This window comes from Mesorhizobium sp. M2A.F.Ca.ET.067.02.1.1 (genome assembly GCF_004023285.1).
GTDB lineage: Bacteria > Pseudomonadota > Alphaproteobacteria > Rhizobiales > Rhizobiaceae > Mesorhizobium.
Genome location: NZ_RZSB01000076.1, coordinates 1 through 13,230, shown reverse-complemented (window position 1 = coordinate 13,230; position 13,230 = coordinate 1). Strand labels below are relative to the sequence as shown.

Below are 13,230 nucleotides of genomic sequence, written 5' to 3'. Positions count from 1 at the left end.
GGTGATGCCGGCTTCCGGGCCGGTGAGCAGCCGCTCCTCGCCGATCAGCGCATTGATCAGCGTCGACTTGCCGGCATTCGGGCGGCCGACGACTGCGATGCGCAGCGGCTTGGTGTCGTCATAGGCGGGCTCGGCATCCGGGTCGGCGATGTCCTCGCCGATCAACACCTCGCTGGCGGCGATCTCGTCGCTGTCGTCTTCCTCCTCGCCGAGCGCGCGCTCTTCGCCCAAGGCTTCGACCACCGCATCGCGCAGGTCGGGCATGCCCTGGCCGTGCTCGGCCGAGACCGGGATCGGCTCGCCGAGGCCGAGCTCCCAGGCCTCCAGCAGTCCTCCTTGAGCGCCGCGCGCCTCGGCCTTGTTGGCGACAAGAACCACCGGCTTGCCGGATTTGCGCACGACGTCGGCGAAGGTGCGGTCGTCCGGCATCAGGCCGGATTTGGCATCGACGGTGAAGAAGATGAGGTCGGCCTCGCGAATGGCGATCTCGGTCTGCTGGCGCATGCGGCCGGGCAGCGTCGAAGCGGCCGCATCCTCGAAACCGGCGGTGTCGATGACATCGAAATAAAGATCGTAGAGTTTCGCCGCATGGACGCGGCGGTCGCGCGTGACGCCCGGCGTGTCGTCGACAAGCGCCAGCTTCTTTCCGACCAGCCGATTGAAAAGAGTCGATTTGCCGACGTTAGGCCGGCCGATGATGGCGACTTTGAACGACATCCAGTCTACCGTTTATTTTGCATGTCGTTTGCCCCAAAACCGCTGCGCACTTTTGGGCGACATGCAATCACGACGCGTTGCCCGACCCGCGGATCAGCTCGGACATCAGCTGCGCCCGCTGGCGCACATTGCGCGGGGCAGCCTCGTCCGAAGAGATCTGGTCGAACAGTTTGAGCGCATCGGCCGACTTGCCGTCCTTCCAGGCGGCAAGGCCAAGCGCCTCGCGCGCCGAATGGCGCAGCGGATTGGTGTCGGCGGTGAGCGCCTCGACGCGGCTGGAGACATCGGCGAAGGAGCCGTAGTCGACGAGCAGCAGAGCTGCTCTCAGCCGCGCGATGTCGCGGATGCCGGCGGGGATGGCGTTGTCGGCGGCGACGTCATCGAAATCCTTGACCGCGCCGTCGACGTCGCCCTTGTCGGCCTTGACGGTCGCGGCGCGCATACGGGCGAGCAGCGGATAGGCGCCGTAGCCGTCCTTCTCCAGCTGGTCGAGAGCGGCGATCGCCTCGTCGTTCTTGCCGTCATTGGCGAGCTTGAGGGCCGCCGAGAAGGCGTCGCCCGAGCGGTTGGCGCGGCTCTCGTCCCAGTAGCGGTAGCCGACGACGGCGGCAGTGCCCAGCACGATCAGGATGGCAATGCCCAGAATGGCCGGGCCAAAACGATCCCACAGCGCCTGCGCCTGCTCGCGACGAATCTCTTCGTTGACTTCGCGGATAAAACTGTCGTCCGACATCCTTAAAAAACCATTATTGCCCCAAAGGGGGCGCTTCTTGAGCCCGCGTTTTAGCGAAAATTTGTCGGCATGGAAGGGGGCGGGCCGGAAAATCGGCTGAGAACGCCAGATGCCGCACGGGGCTTGCCGGATCGCATCGACGCCACATTTGCGCGATAGCCGGCTTCCGATCGGCCGGAAGGGTCCTGCCAGAAGGTTGCCAATGCTTTGTTCATACCGCGTCCTTGCATACAGTCTTGCTTCGCTCGCCTCAGCCAATGCCGCCTTCGCCGATCCGCCGAAACCGCCAGCCGTTTCGCCGGCCAGGCCCAAGCAGGTCGTGCTGATTTCTTTCGATGCCGCCCGCGAGATCTCGCAATGGCAGCGAAGCCGGGTGCTGGCAAAGCGCACCGGCGCGCGTTTCACCTATTTCCTGTCCTGCGTCTTCCTGCTCTCGCCGGACACGCGACAACAATATGCCGGCCCCGGCAAGGCCGCCGGCAAATCCAATGTCGGCTTCGGCGCCTCGAAACAGGACGTCGCGGATCGGCTTGAGCAGGTCAGGCTGGCGGCGGCCGAAGGCCATGACATCGGCAGCCACGCCTGCGGCCATTTCGACGGCAAGGACTGGAGCAAGGCAGACTGGCTGGCCGAATTCGCCTCCGTCCGGCGCATCTTCGAGAATGCCTATGCGATCAACGGCATCCCCGAACCGGCCGACTGGCGTGATTTCGCCCGTCATGCCGTGACCGGTTTCCGCGCGCCATATCTTTCGACCGACAAGGCGCTTTACGAAGCGCTGCCCGAGGCGGGTTTCCAATATGACGCGAGTGGCGTCTCGAAAGGCCCTGAACTGCCGCCGAGCCGCGACGGCACAATCCGTTTTGCCCTGCCCCTCGTTCCGGAGGGGCCGAAGGCGAAGCCGGTGGTCGCCATGGACTACAATCTCTATGTCCGCCATTCAGACGGCGCCGAGAAACCGGCGATGGCGGGCGAATTCACCGAGCGCGCCTATCAGGCCTTCCGCGCCGCCTTCGAGGCTGAGTACAACGGCAAGCGCCTGCCGCTGGAAATCGGCTTCCATTTCACGCTGATGAACAACGGCGCCTATTGGGACGCGTTGGAGCGGTTCTCCGAGGAGGTCTGCGTGAAAGCCGATGTCGAGTGCATCAGTTTTCGCGATTATGTCGCACGCCAGCGCGCCGGACGCGCGCAGGCGAGTGTGGGCGGCTGACTGGACCCAGCCGCGCCCTAACGCGCGGCGCGATCTTTCAGATTCGCTCCATGCGCTTTAGGTTTGATCTTACGCATGTCTCGATCCCGAAACCGGTTCCCACTTTCGGGAGGCTGCTTTAACTTACCGGCTGATCTTCGGGACGCATGCCAGCCTGCTCGCGTTCCAGATAATGCTGATCGATAACCGGCAGTTGTTCGCCTTGCAGCGTCGCCTCGAAGGCACGCAAACGTTTGTGCACAGACTGCAGCTCGACAATCGTCGACCAAGAATTCAACAGGAACTGCAGCGAGTTCGTCACCTTGCCGAACGCGTTCGAGATCTGATTCAGCGCGCCAAACGTGATCTTGTGCGCGACCAGCGAAGGCCCGAGGATCAGCAGCGAGAAGATGTTGTCGGCCTGCAGGTAGGTGTAACGAACTACGTTGAAATAGATGTAGTGGAAATAGAGCTTGAAATAATTGCGGCGGACGTTGTTGAACAATTGCGTCGTCGTCGCCGGCTGAGCCCGGTCGGGATGATCTTCGCCGTAGACAAGCTCCTTGCGATAAGCTGCCTCGACACGCTGGTTTCGAAACTGCAGGCCCGGGAGCTTAAGACCCGCCACCATGACGGAGATCGTTCCGAATAGACACCAGCCCAATGCCGCAACGACCAGTGGTTGAGGGACCGCGCCGATGATCGGCAATTCGGTGATGTGAGCCTGTAGCTGAATCAAGACCGGCAGAAAGGCGATCAGGGTCATGATCGACTGAACGAAGGTCGAGCCGAGATCTTCCATGATCTGCGAGAAACGCATCGTGTCTTCCTGGATACGCTGCGAGGCGCCCTCGATGTGGCGCAGCCGGCCCCAATTGGCCATGAAGTAATCGTTCATCGCGGTGCGCCAACGGAAGATCCAGTGGCTAACGATGAAGGCGTTGACCACCTGCACATTCATGCCGACCAGCGCCAGCCAGGAGAAATCGGCCAGCCCTTTGTAGAATTCTATGTTGGTCGAGGGAGTCGTTCCCGACATCAAGCCTTGGACGTAGTCGAAGAAGGGGCCATACCAATTATTGACCGCAACCGAGATCTGAACGTTAAAGTAGATGAAGAACAGGATGACGGCGGTCATCAGGATCGACCAGTTCTGCCACGGGTGCGGGGCGTACCAGCTCCAGAAGGCGTAGAAGACCGCCACGCAGGCCACAAAGTAGATATAGAACCACAGGAACGGCTTCGACCACAGCACCGCGATGCCGATAATGGGCGGCGTGCCGGCCGCTGCCGGCGGCAAGCCGAAGACGGCGCCCAGTTGCTCACCACCGAAGAACCAGAACAGGATCGCCGCAAGGCTCCAGAGGGCGGCCGAGGTGAAGAAGAGCTTCGGCTGCGGGAAGAAAGATACGAACACTGTGGCGGGTTTCCTCGGTCTGACCGCAAATCAGCGGCGTTGCTGTTCGGCGGGCATAAGGTCACACATTAGGGGGAAAGAAAATGCCCTGCCCGATGCCCGGCATCGAACAAGGCCGCAAATCATGGCGATTTTGGCGCGGCCGACCAGGCAATGACGCCGGAGAGCAACAGGGCAACCGCCGCCATGATAGAGGCAAGGGTATAATTGCCCGACGCCTGGGCGAGCAGACCGGCGGCGACCGGGCCGACGATCTGGCCAAGGCCGAAGGCCGCCGTCATCACTGCGAAGACGCGGCGTGGCGCCCGCGGCGCGAGCTGTCTGCCCATCTGTATCCCCAGCGCCGTGATGGCGATGAAGGTGCCGCCGAGCAGGACACCGGCGATCAGCGGCCCGGCGGCACCTTTGACGACCACGCTGGCGGTGACGCCGACCACCTCGATCAGGCAGATCGCAGCGTAAGCGGCGTAGATCCCGATGCGGGCGGCGAGCTTGTGCCAGAACCAGGTCGAGGGAAAGCCGGCAAGCCCGGCGACCATCCAGACGGTAGCCTCGAACACGCGGCCGCCGCCGCGCTGGCGAACGATGGCGACCAGGAAGGTGGCCGTCACCACATAGCCGAAGCCGAACAGCCCGTAGGCGACGATCATCTTCGCCAGCGACCGGTCTTTCGGCAGCGCCGGCTCACGCCCGTCAACGCCATTGGCCGGCGTGGCCGAGCCCGCAAGCAGCATGACGATCAGCAAGCCAACCGCCGAAAGCGCTCCGGACCAGAGCCAGCCCGCGGCCCAATCCGCGTGTTCGGAGACGAGGATCGCGAGCAGTGCGGAGGAGACGGCAATGCCGAGGCCGACACCGCCGAAATGCAGCGCCTGCAGATCGCCGCGTCCGGCTTCCGCCAGATGGCTGAAGACGATCGAGGCCATGAACACCATGACGAAGGCGCTGGCGAGGCCGGCGAGGAAGCGGAGAAGCAGGAAAGCGGCCATCGTCTCGTTGAGACCCATGAGCCCTGCGAGCACGGCACTGGCGGCCAGGCCGGCGAACATCAGCAGGCGCTCCTGGCCATGCGCCCAGCCGCCGGCCGCGGCCAAAGCGCCGATGAGATAGCCGAGATAGTTGGCGGCCGCGATCCAGCCGGCATCGGCCGGGGTCAGGTGCAGTCCCTCCATCATGCCCGGCAGGATCGGCGTGTAGACGAAGCGACCGATGCCCTGGGCGACGGCAAGCGCGACCATGCCGGCAAAGGCAAGACGCACGGGAGATGGCGAGGCGTTCATTGCGGCGCACAATAAGAATGTGCGCTCGCGAAACAATGCGCTTGCGTTGGGCCAGCGCGGGGACGCGCCCCAGGCGTAGACGTCCCCTCACCCAGCCTCCGCTTCGCTCGGGTGACCTCTCCCCGCTGGGGAGAGGAGATTGTCGACGCCGGCGCCAACTTCTTCTCCCCACCGGGGAGAAGGTGGCCGCGAAGCGGCCGGATGAGGGGGAGCGCCGCCGAAAGGCCAATAACTAGCGACAGCCCGCCCCTGCCGTCTCGTAGGCCGTCCGGCGGGCCGTCAGCCGGAACGGCATGTCGCCGAGTTCGCGCTCCGACATCGTGTCGAGCACCGGATGCGACAGCGGATCGGTGATCCAGCGGGCGATCTCGCCATCGTCGCGCGACCTCGCCTCGGTCCCGGCAAACCCTTTCAGCAAGGATAAAATCTTCATCGGACTACTCGTGGCTCAAGGCTATTCGTGTTAAATTCTGCGCTTTCCCGTCGGGATTCAATTGAGATTTCGATCGACGCCATTTAGAAAAACTGAATGGCTATGCTCAACCGCGTCCATCTCAACGGCCTGCGCGCCGTGGAAACCGTCGCCCGGCTGGGATCGCTGGCGGCAGCCGCCGCCGAGCTGAACGTCTCGGTCAGCGCCGTCAGCCAGCAGGTCAAGCGCACGGAAAAGCAGCTGGGACAGGCGCTGTTCGAACGCACGCCTGGCGGGCTGGTGCCGACCGAATTCGGCGCCGCCTTCACGGCGCGGCTCAGCACCGGCTTCCGCGAGCTCGCGCAAGCGGTGGCGCTGGCCGACGAGGCCAATGAATGCACGCTGGTCGTCTCGGTGGCGCCGGCCTTCGCCTCGAAATGGCTGCTGCCCCGGCTGTCGCGGCATTTCGCGCGGCATCCGAACGTGCTTTTGCGCATCGACGCCTCGGCCAAGGTCGCCGATCTCGACCGCTCCGACATCGATATCGCCATCCGGCTCGGTGACGGCAAATGGCCAGGCGACCGCGCCGAGCTTCTGCTTGCGCAGGAGGTGTTTCCGGTCTGCGCGCCCTCGATCGCGGCCAGGCTGCACTCGATCGGCGATCTGGCGCAGACCTGCGCCATCACCGACGAGCGGGCGATGTTCAGCTGGGACAGCTGGTTCGAGGCCGCCGGCGTCGAGCCGGTCACCTTCCAGAAGGGCGCGCGCTTCACCGATCCGATGCTTTGCCTGGAATCGGCGATCGCCGGTCACGGCGTGATGCTTGCCTGGCAGTTGCTGACCGCCGACGCGCTGGCCGACGGCCGACTGGTCGCGCCCTTCGGGATCAGGGCCGAGAGCGGGCTCGGCTACTGGCTGGTGACCTCGGCCACCAAGAGTGAAAGCCGCAAGGTGCGCGATTTCAAGGCCTGGATCCGCGAGGAGATCGAGGTGACGGTGGCGCAGTTTCGCGCGCTGGACAGCGTCGCATAATCGCTGCGCACTTTGAGACAACGCGGTCCGCCATGCTTGAGAGCAGGCCCAGTCGATCGCGGTGGAAAGGTCAATCGCAGCGGTCTATGTAAGGATAGAACCCCAACACAACGGCAGGCAGGATCATGACCACACATTCGCGCGGCGTTTCGGCAAGCATCGACCCGGTGAAGCTCGACAGGCTGGCCGAAGTCGCCATCAAGGTCGGGCTGCAGCTGCAGCCCGGTCAGGATCTGGTGCTGACTTCGTCGATCGCGGCGCTGCCGCTGACGCGACGCATTGTCGAGCATGCCTACAAGGCTGGCGCCGGACTGGTGACGCCGATCTTCAACGATGACGAGATCACGCTGGCGCGCTTCCGCTACGGCGCCGATGCCGGGTTCGACCGCGCCGCCGGCTGGCTCTATGAGGGCATGGCGAAGGCCTTCTCGAACAATGCCGCGCGGCTCGCGGTACGCGGCGAGGACCCGTCGCTGCTTTCTTCGCAGGATCCGGCCAAGGTCGCGCGCGCCAACAAGGCGAACTCGATGGCCTACCAGCCGGCGCTGGAGAAGATCACCGGCTTCGACATCAACTGGAACATCGTCGCCTATCCCGATCTCGCCTGGGCTCGCCAAGTGTTTCCGGGCGAGCCGGACGACGTCGCGGTGGTGAAGCTCGCCGACGCCATCTTCTCCGCCTCGCGGGTCGATGTCGAGGATCCGATCGGCAACTGGAAGGCGCATAACGCCGCGCTGGCCGAGCGCACGAAATGGCTGAACGAGCACAATTTCCATTCCCTGCATTTCACCGGGCCGGGCACGGATCTCACCGTCGGGCTGGCGGATGGCCATGAATGGATGGGCGGCGCCTCGACGGCGAAGAACGGCGTCACCTGCAATCCCAATATCCCGACCGAGGAGGTCTTCACCACGCCGCATGCCAGGCGCGTCGAGGGTCATGTCTCCTCGACCAAGCCGCTCTCCTACCAGGGCACGCTGATCGACGAGATCTCGGTGCGCTTCGAGGGCGGGCGGATCGTCGAGGCCAAGGCCTCTAAGGGCGAGGACGTGCTGAAGAAGGTGCTCGACACCGACGAGGGCGCGCGCCGCTTGGGCGAGGTAGCGCTGGTGCCGCATTCCTCGCCAATCTCGAAGAGCGGACTTCTGTTCTTCAACACGCTGTTCGACGAGAACGCCGCCTGCCACATCGCGCTCGGACAGTGCTATTCGAAATGCTTCGTCAACGGCGCCTCGCTCAGCCAGGACGAGATCGCCGCGCGCGGCGGCAACAAGAGCTTCATCCACATCGACTGGATGATCGGCTCCGACAAGATCGACATCGACGGGGTGGCCAAGGACGGCAACCGCGTGCCGGTGATGCGCAAGGGCGAGTGGGCATAACAGGTATCGCCTGCGGAGGTGTGATGGCCTTCGACGTCGCGGTGAAGCGCATTTACGAGGCGCCCGAGAAAGCGGACGGCCGGCGGGTGCTGGTCGACCGCATCTGGCCGCGCGGCATCGCCAAGAAAGACGCCGCGCTAACGCTCTGGCTGAAGGAGATCGCGCCGAGCGACGAGCTGCGCAAATGGTTCGGGCACGAGCCGGAGCGCTGGGCGGAGTTCCAGAAGCGGTATCGGGCGGAGCTCGACGCGAATGGCGAGGCGGTGGCGCAACTGCGTGGTCTGTTGCGCGGGGGCAAGGTGACGCTGCTCTATGGCGCGCATGACGAGGCGCACAACAACGCGGTGGCGCTGGCGGGGTATTTGGAAGCCCAAGCTAATTGTTGAGAGGTCGAGTTCCTTCGCCCCCCTCTCTGTCCTGCCGGACATCTCCCCCTCAAGGGGGAGATTGGCAGCTTTGGCGACGGCGCTCGTCCTGCAACGTCTGCGATTGGCAGCTTTGGCGAGGCGCTTGTCTTGCAACGCCTGCGATTAGCGAAAGCCGGCGTGACGGCTAATCTCCCCCCCCCCTTGAGGGGGAGATGTCCGGCAGGACAGAGAGGGGGGCGAAGGAACGCTGCCTAAGTAGTCGAGCCTACTTTCCGCCGACCGCCTCCTCATAAGCATCCGGCTTGAACCCCACCAAAATCCGTTCCCCCACCTCGAGCACCGGCCGCTTGATCATCGTCGGCTTGGCGAGCATCAGCTTCTTTGCCTTCTTCTCGTCCAGCCCGGCCTTGTCCTTCTCCGGCAGCTCGCGAAACGTGGTGCTGCCCATGTTGAGCAGCTTTTCCCAGCCGACTTTGCCGACCCAGCCGTTCAGTCTGTCAGCCTCGATCCCCTCTGCCCGGTAGTCGTGGAAACGATAGGGCACGCCATGGCTTTCCAGCCAGACGCGCGCCTTTCTGATCGTGTCGCAGGTGGTGATGCCATACATGGTGATGGTCAAGGCGGGCCTCTGTCGGATGGAGGTTTCGAATCCGACAAAACCCTAGGCCGGCCCTGCAAGCTTTGCCAGCGCTTTGCGGTGGCCCGCATTTTGATGGTTTCGGCCACTGGGACAAAACGGCCGACCAACTTGCGTAGACGATTTGAAGCTTGCCTGGGCAGCGGCCGGAGCCCGGCCGCCGCGTGCAATATCCGGCCTCAGTAGTAGAACCGCTCTTCGCTGATCTTGCCGTTCTTGACCGTGTAGAGGCCGACCTCATCCATCTTGACGCGTTCGCCTGTGGATTTGGGCGTCACGTCGAAGCTGAAGCGCAAGGCGAACTGGTCGCCATTGACATAGGGACCCTCGACCGAACCGCCGTGAACCTCGTGATTGGCTTCCCACCATTCACTCTTCTGCTTGACGGCTTCCTTGCCGTTGCAGACGGCCATCGGCCCTTCCATGGCTTCGTAGCTGACGATGTCGTCGGCATTGTATTTCGCGGCGGCGCTGTGGCTGTCGCCCTGTTTGAGGAGCTCGGTGAAATCCTTGGCAATTTCCGCAGTGGTCATGATTTCCTCCCGGGTTTGGACCAGACATCAAGTAGGAACCGATCGTTCGCCTGCCAGCGGTGCGTCGCTCGGCAGGTGACAATTCGTGTCAGGATCACGATGCCGTGCCAAGAGGTCAACGATTCAGCGTTGGAGAGTTCGAGATGCAGGCATGTTCGACGGACCAGTAGAGGTCCGTCGGCCATTTTTTGTTTCTGGATTACGAGCGATCGCTGGGGCATCCTATGGCATGTGCAACCTCTACAACATCACCACAAGCCAGGACGCCATCCGCGAGTGGACCCGCGCCATGCGGGACATCATGGGCAACCTTGAGCCCTCGCTGGACGTCTATCCCAACATGCCCGGCGCAGTGGTTCGCAATGCCCCCGATGGCCAGCGTGAGCTTGCCAAGCTGCTCTGGGGCATGCCAACGCCGGCAGAGCGGGTGAAGGGCAAGGCGGACTACGGGACCACCAACATCCGCAATCCGCAGTACGCCCATTGGCAGCAATACGTTGGCGTGGAGAACCGCTGTGTGGTGCCCGTTACAAGCTTCGCGGAGCCCAGCCCCACGCCCAACGACAAGGACCCTGAGACGGGCATACAGCGGAACTACTGGTTTGCGCGAAGCGGGGACCGTCCGCTGTTTTTCTTCGCTGGCATGTGGACGCGCTGGCAGGGGGTCCGCAGGGTCAAGGACGGGGCTGGAGACTTCGAGCTTTACGGCTTCCTTACGACCAAGCCGAACGCCCTCATAGCGCCCATCCACGATAAGGCCATGCCGGTGATCCTGACTACGCGCGAGGAGGTGGACATGTGGCTAACCGCGCCGTGGTCCGAAGCGCGGCACATGCAGCGGACAGCCCCCGACGATGCCTTGGTGATCGTCGAGAAGCCGGCCACACAAATCAAGTTCCCAAATGCCGGGGATGCGGCGGGTGGCCAAATGTCATTACTTTTACCCGGCTCTGACCCGGCGAGGAGATGATCTATCAATCTTTTTCGTCTCGCCAGATCACCCGCCGCACCATACGCACCCCCACAAGGCGCCTCACGCGTATCTTCACGCCCTGGACGGCGCTGGGCAGCAAAATGTCCACGTCGAACTCCCGCCGCTTGCAGCGCTCGCACCGCATGTGCCGCTCGACGTCCCAGAACGGAATGTCCCCCATGAGCTTGAGGAGATCTCCGGGGAGGTAGTGATGGGTGATGTTGCAGTTGATGCACCGGACGCGGATTAACTGCCCGATTTCATGGGCACGGCTTAGCGTCTGAACGACGCGTCGGGATCTGCTGCTCGGCTCCGGCATGCCCTACGAAATAGGAAAGTGTTCCTCGCGGAGTCAATTCAAGCAAAACCCTTTTGTTCTATTTTTGTTCATTGTGGCAGTTAGAGCTATCGGAGTGACGGAGCTTCAGGACCGGCGTTCCTCTAATAACACCCGCGCTCGATCGCCAGCCGCCGCACCAGAGCCAGCACGCTGTCGATGGTGGGCGTCGGCTGGCCGGTCAGGCGGCCGAGTTCCTGCACCGCCGTGACCAGCGCGTCGATCTCCATCGGGCGGCCGCGCTCGAGGTCCTGCAGCATCGAGGTCTTGTGCTCGCCGACATCGCCGGCGCCCTTGATGCGACGGTCGACGGAGACGGGAAAGCGCACGCCGATGCGCTCGCCGATCGCCTGCGCCTCCAGCATCAAGGCGCGGGCGACCGCACGCGTGCCTTCGTCGGCGACGATGGCCGCCAGCGTGCTGCCGGTCAGCGCCGAGATCGGGTTGAAGGAGAGATTGCCCCAGAGCTTCACCCAGATCTCAGAGCGGATGTCCTCGCGCACCGGGGCCTGCAGCCCGGCCTTGACCATTTCGCGCGCCAAGGCGGTGGCCCGCTCGCTCTTCTCGCCCGACGGCTCGCCCAGCGAGAAGCGCGTGCCCTCGACATGGCGGATCAGGCCGGGCGCGTCGACCTCGACGGCCGGATAGACGACGGAGCCGATGACGCGCTCGGGCCTGATGCGCTGCCAGATCTCGCCACCGGGATCGACAGCGCCGAGCCGCGTGCCCTCCAGCGCGCCGCCCGCCTTGTGGAAATACCACCAGGGGACGCCGTTCTGCATGGTGACGACGGCGGTGCCCTTGCCCAGCAACGGTGCTATCCGGTCAAGGGCCGGCGCCAGCGAATGCGCCTTCAGCGCCAGCACGACATAATCCTGCACGCCAAGTTCTTCCGCACGGGAGGCAGCCCTCACCCGCGCGACTGTCTCGTTGCCGTCCTCGATCAGGCGAAGGCCATCGGCCTTGATCGCCTCCAGATGCGCGCCGCGCGCCACGATCGACAGATCGACTTGACCGGCGATCGCGAGCTTCGCGGCAAGATAGCCGCCGATGGCGCCGGCGCCGAAGACAGTGATGCGCATCAGCCGAGCCCGAGCTTTGCCGCGAGGCCGATGCGCTGCAGCTTGCCGGTGGCGCCCTTCGGAATCTCGTCGAGGATCACCACCTTGCGCGGCACCTTGAAATCGGCGAGCCGGGTCGCGGCGAAACCGCGAATGTCGGCCTCGCTGGCGCTCTGGCCCTCGCGCAGCACGACGGCGGACGCCACCTCTTCGCCCAGCTTGTCATGCGGCATGGCGAAGGTGACCACCTGCGCCACCGCCGGATGGTCCATCAGCACGTCGTCGACCTCGAGCGGCGAGATCTTCTCGCCGCCGCGATTGATGATCTCCTTCAGCCGGCCGGTGACGCGCAGGTAGTTGTCCTCGTCGAGCACGCCCTGGTCGCCGGTGTGGAACCAGCCATGGGCGAAGGCGCTGGCATTGGCGTCCGGGTTCTTCTCGTAGCCGGCGGTGACATTCGGGCCGCGAATGACGATCTCGCCGATCTCGCCGGGTTTGAGCAATCGCCCATCCGGCGCCATGACGGCGACTTCCGGTCCGGCCGACGCGCCGACGCTGCCGGGCTTGCGCAGGCCGGGCGGCAAGCGGTTGGACGCCATCTGATGCGCGGCCTCGGTCATGCCGTAGGATTCGATCACCGGGCAGCCGAAGGTCGCTTCGAGTTCGGCCATCACTTGCGCCGGAAGCGAAGCCGACGACGAGCGGATGAAGCGCAGCTTCGCCTCGGCAAGCTGCTCCGGATTGCGCGCGGCGCGCGGCAGGATCGCCTGATGCATGGTGGGCACCGCCGTGTACCAGCTTGGCCTCGCTTCGCTGAGCCACTGGAAGAACCGCAGCGCGTTGAAACCCGGCGTGCAGAAGACACTGCCGCCGGCGGCGAGCGAGGAAAGCACCGCGGCGATCAGGCCATGGATGTGAAACAGCGGCATGATGTTGAGGCAGCGGTCGGCCGGCGTCAGGCCGAGCGTGGCGCCGATATGCGCGGCCGACGCCGCAAGGTTGGCGTGGCTGAGCGGCACGAGTTTCGGGCGCGAGGTGGTGCCGGAGGTGTGGAGCAGAAGCGCAACGTCGCCGTCCTCGGCCGATCCTGAGGAAACCGGTGGCCCGACCGGAGCGCCCTCGATCGTGAAGATACCGGCGGGCGAGCCTTCAGGCA

Annotated in this window: 14 protein-coding genes; 5 read left to right on the top strand and 9 right to left on the bottom strand. The window is 64.2% G+C overall.

Annotated features, from left to right (window positions below):
• Positions 1 to 717 (bottom strand): GTPase (locus EOA28_RS09060; RefSeq protein ID WP_128314823.1); only part of this gene is annotated, 717 nt, incomplete at its 3' end.
• 67 nt (positions 718 to 784) lie between these two features.
• Positions 785 to 1,450, bottom strand: a complete 666-nt coding sequence (locus EOA28_RS09055; protein ID WP_127253484.1) for a tetratricopeptide repeat protein — start codon at positions 1,448 to 1,450, stop codon at positions 785 to 787.
• A 202-nt stretch (positions 1,451 to 1,652) separates the two neighbouring features.
• Between EOA28_RS09055 and EOA28_RS09050 the strand changes: the two genes are divergently transcribed.
• Entirely contained in the window at positions 1,653 to 2,663 is a 1,011-nt protein-coding gene (locus tag EOA28_RS09050) for a polysaccharide deacetylase family protein (protein WP_127253485.1), read from the top strand.
• 118 nt (positions 2,664 to 2,781) lie between these two features.
• On the opposite strand, the gene sbmA is transcribed toward EOA28_RS09050, so the two are convergent.
• The 3 genes from sbmA to EOA28_RS09030 form a co-directional block, all read right to left on the bottom strand.
• The gene (gene sbmA, locus EOA28_RS09045; protein WP_126078622.1) at positions 2,782 to 4,059 is read right to left on the bottom strand and encodes a peptide antibiotic transporter SbmA; all 1,278 of its coding nucleotides are present in this window, start codon (positions 4,057 to 4,059) and stop codon (positions 2,782 to 2,784) included.
• A 122-nt stretch (positions 4,060 to 4,181) separates the two neighbouring features.
• Positions 4,182 to 5,339 (bottom strand): YbfB/YjiJ family MFS transporter, encoded by a 1,158-nt coding sequence (locus tag EOA28_RS09040; RefSeq protein ID WP_245501500.1) that lies wholly within the window; start codon positions 5,337 to 5,339, stop codon positions 4,182 to 4,184.
• A 232-nt stretch (positions 5,340 to 5,571) separates the two neighbouring features.
• Complete coding sequence (locus EOA28_RS09030; RefSeq protein WP_126078623.1) at positions 5,572 to 5,772, bottom strand: hypothetical protein; 201 nt, start codon at positions 5,770 to 5,772, stop codon at positions 5,572 to 5,574.
• A 96-nt stretch (positions 5,773 to 5,868) separates the two neighbouring features.
• Between EOA28_RS09030 and EOA28_RS09025 the strand changes: the two genes are divergently transcribed.
• From EOA28_RS09025 to EOA28_RS09015, 3 genes are all read left to right on the top strand, one after another.
• A complete protein-coding gene (locus EOA28_RS09025) occupies positions 5,869 to 6,783 on the top strand; it encodes a LysR substrate-binding domain-containing protein (RefSeq protein ID WP_127253042.1) in 915 nt (304 codons plus the stop codon).
• 125 nt (positions 6,784 to 6,908) lie between these two features.
• Positions 6,909 to 8,165, top strand: a complete 1,257-nt coding sequence (locus tag EOA28_RS09020) for an aminopeptidase (protein WP_127253041.1) — start codon at positions 6,909 to 6,911, stop codon at positions 8,163 to 8,165.
• A 23-nt stretch (positions 8,166 to 8,188) separates the two neighbouring features.
• Positions 8,189 to 8,551 (top strand): DUF488 domain-containing protein, encoded by a 363-nt coding sequence (locus tag EOA28_RS09015; protein WP_127253039.1) that lies wholly within the window; start codon positions 8,189 to 8,191, stop codon positions 8,549 to 8,551.
• Between the two features lie 247 nt (positions 8,552 to 8,798).
• Here the strand turns inward: EOA28_RS09015 and EOA28_RS09010 are convergent, their stop codons facing one another.
• Entirely contained in the window at positions 8,799 to 9,152 is a 354-nt protein-coding gene (locus EOA28_RS09010; RefSeq protein ID WP_127253037.1) for an ArsC family reductase, read from the bottom strand.
• Positions 9,153 to 9,349: 197 nt separating this feature from the next.
• Positions 9,350 to 9,703 carry a SnoaL-like domain-containing protein gene (locus EOA28_RS09005; protein WP_126062289.1) on the bottom strand — a complete coding sequence of 118 codons (354 nt, stop codon included), beginning with the start codon at positions 9,701 to 9,703 and terminating at the stop codon, positions 9,350 to 9,352.
• A gap of 229 nt (positions 9,704 to 9,932) precedes the next feature.
• Here EOA28_RS09005 and EOA28_RS09000 point away from each other — a divergent pair, with 229 nt between their 5' ends.
• Positions 9,933 to 10,673: an SOS response-associated peptidase gene (locus tag EOA28_RS09000; RefSeq protein WP_127409789.1), complete on the top strand. Its 741-nt coding sequence runs from the start codon at positions 9,933 to 9,935 to the stop codon at positions 10,671 to 10,673.
• Between the two features lie 444 nt (positions 10,674 to 11,117).
• Here the strand turns inward: EOA28_RS09000 and EOA28_RS08990 are convergent, their stop codons facing one another.
• Together EOA28_RS08990 and EOA28_RS08985 are read right to left on the bottom strand one after the other, a co-directional pair.
• Positions 11,118 to 12,095, bottom strand: coding sequence for a 2-dehydropantoate 2-reductase (locus EOA28_RS08990; RefSeq protein WP_127253035.1), 978 nt, complete (start codon positions 12,093 to 12,095; stop codon positions 11,118 to 11,120).
• The coding region (locus EOA28_RS08985; protein ID WP_128314822.1) for an AMP-binding protein at positions 12,095 to 13,230 on the bottom strand (1,136 nt) is incomplete at its 5' end. The genes EOA28_RS08985 and EOA28_RS08990, both read right to left, overlap by 1 nt.

Excerpts from the sequence above, each read along its gene's own strand:
- EOA28_RS09055 (WP_127253484.1), bottom strand. The coding sequence starts at position 1,450 with ATGTCGGACGACAGTTTTATCCGCGAAGTCAACGAAGAGATTCGTCGC.
- EOA28_RS09040 (WP_245501500.1), bottom strand. The coding sequence starts at position 5,339 with ATGAACGCCTCGCCATCTCCCGTGCGTCTTGCCTTTGCCGGCATGGTC.
- EOA28_RS09050 (WP_127253485.1), top strand. The coding sequence starts at position 1,653 with ATGCTTTGTTCATACCGCGTCCTTGCATACAGTCTTGCTTCGCTCGCC.
- EOA28_RS09000 (WP_127409789.1), top strand. The coding sequence starts at position 9,933 with ATGTGCAACCTCTACAACATCACCACAAGCCAGGACGCCATCCGCGAG.
- EOA28_RS08990 (WP_127253035.1), bottom strand. The coding sequence starts at position 12,095 with ATGCGCATCACTGTCTTCGGCGCCGGCGCCATCGGCGGCTATCTTGCC.
- EOA28_RS09015 (WP_127253039.1), top strand. The coding sequence starts at position 8,189 with ATGGCCTTCGACGTCGCGGTGAAGCGCATTTACGAGGCGCCCGAGAAA.
- EOA28_RS09030 (WP_126078623.1), bottom strand. The coding sequence starts at position 5,772 with ATGAAGATTTTATCCTTGCTGAAAGGGTTTGCCGGGACCGAGGCGAGG.
- EOA28_RS09025 (WP_127253042.1), top strand. The coding sequence starts at position 5,869 with ATGGCTATGCTCAACCGCGTCCATCTCAACGGCCTGCGCGCCGTGGAA.
- EOA28_RS09005 (WP_126062289.1), bottom strand. The coding sequence starts at position 9,703 with ATGACCACTGCGGAAATTGCCAAGGATTTCACCGAGCTCCTCAAACAG.
- EOA28_RS09020 (WP_127253041.1), top strand. The coding sequence starts at position 6,909 with ATGACCACACATTCGCGCGGCGTTTCGGCAAGCATCGACCCGGTGAAG.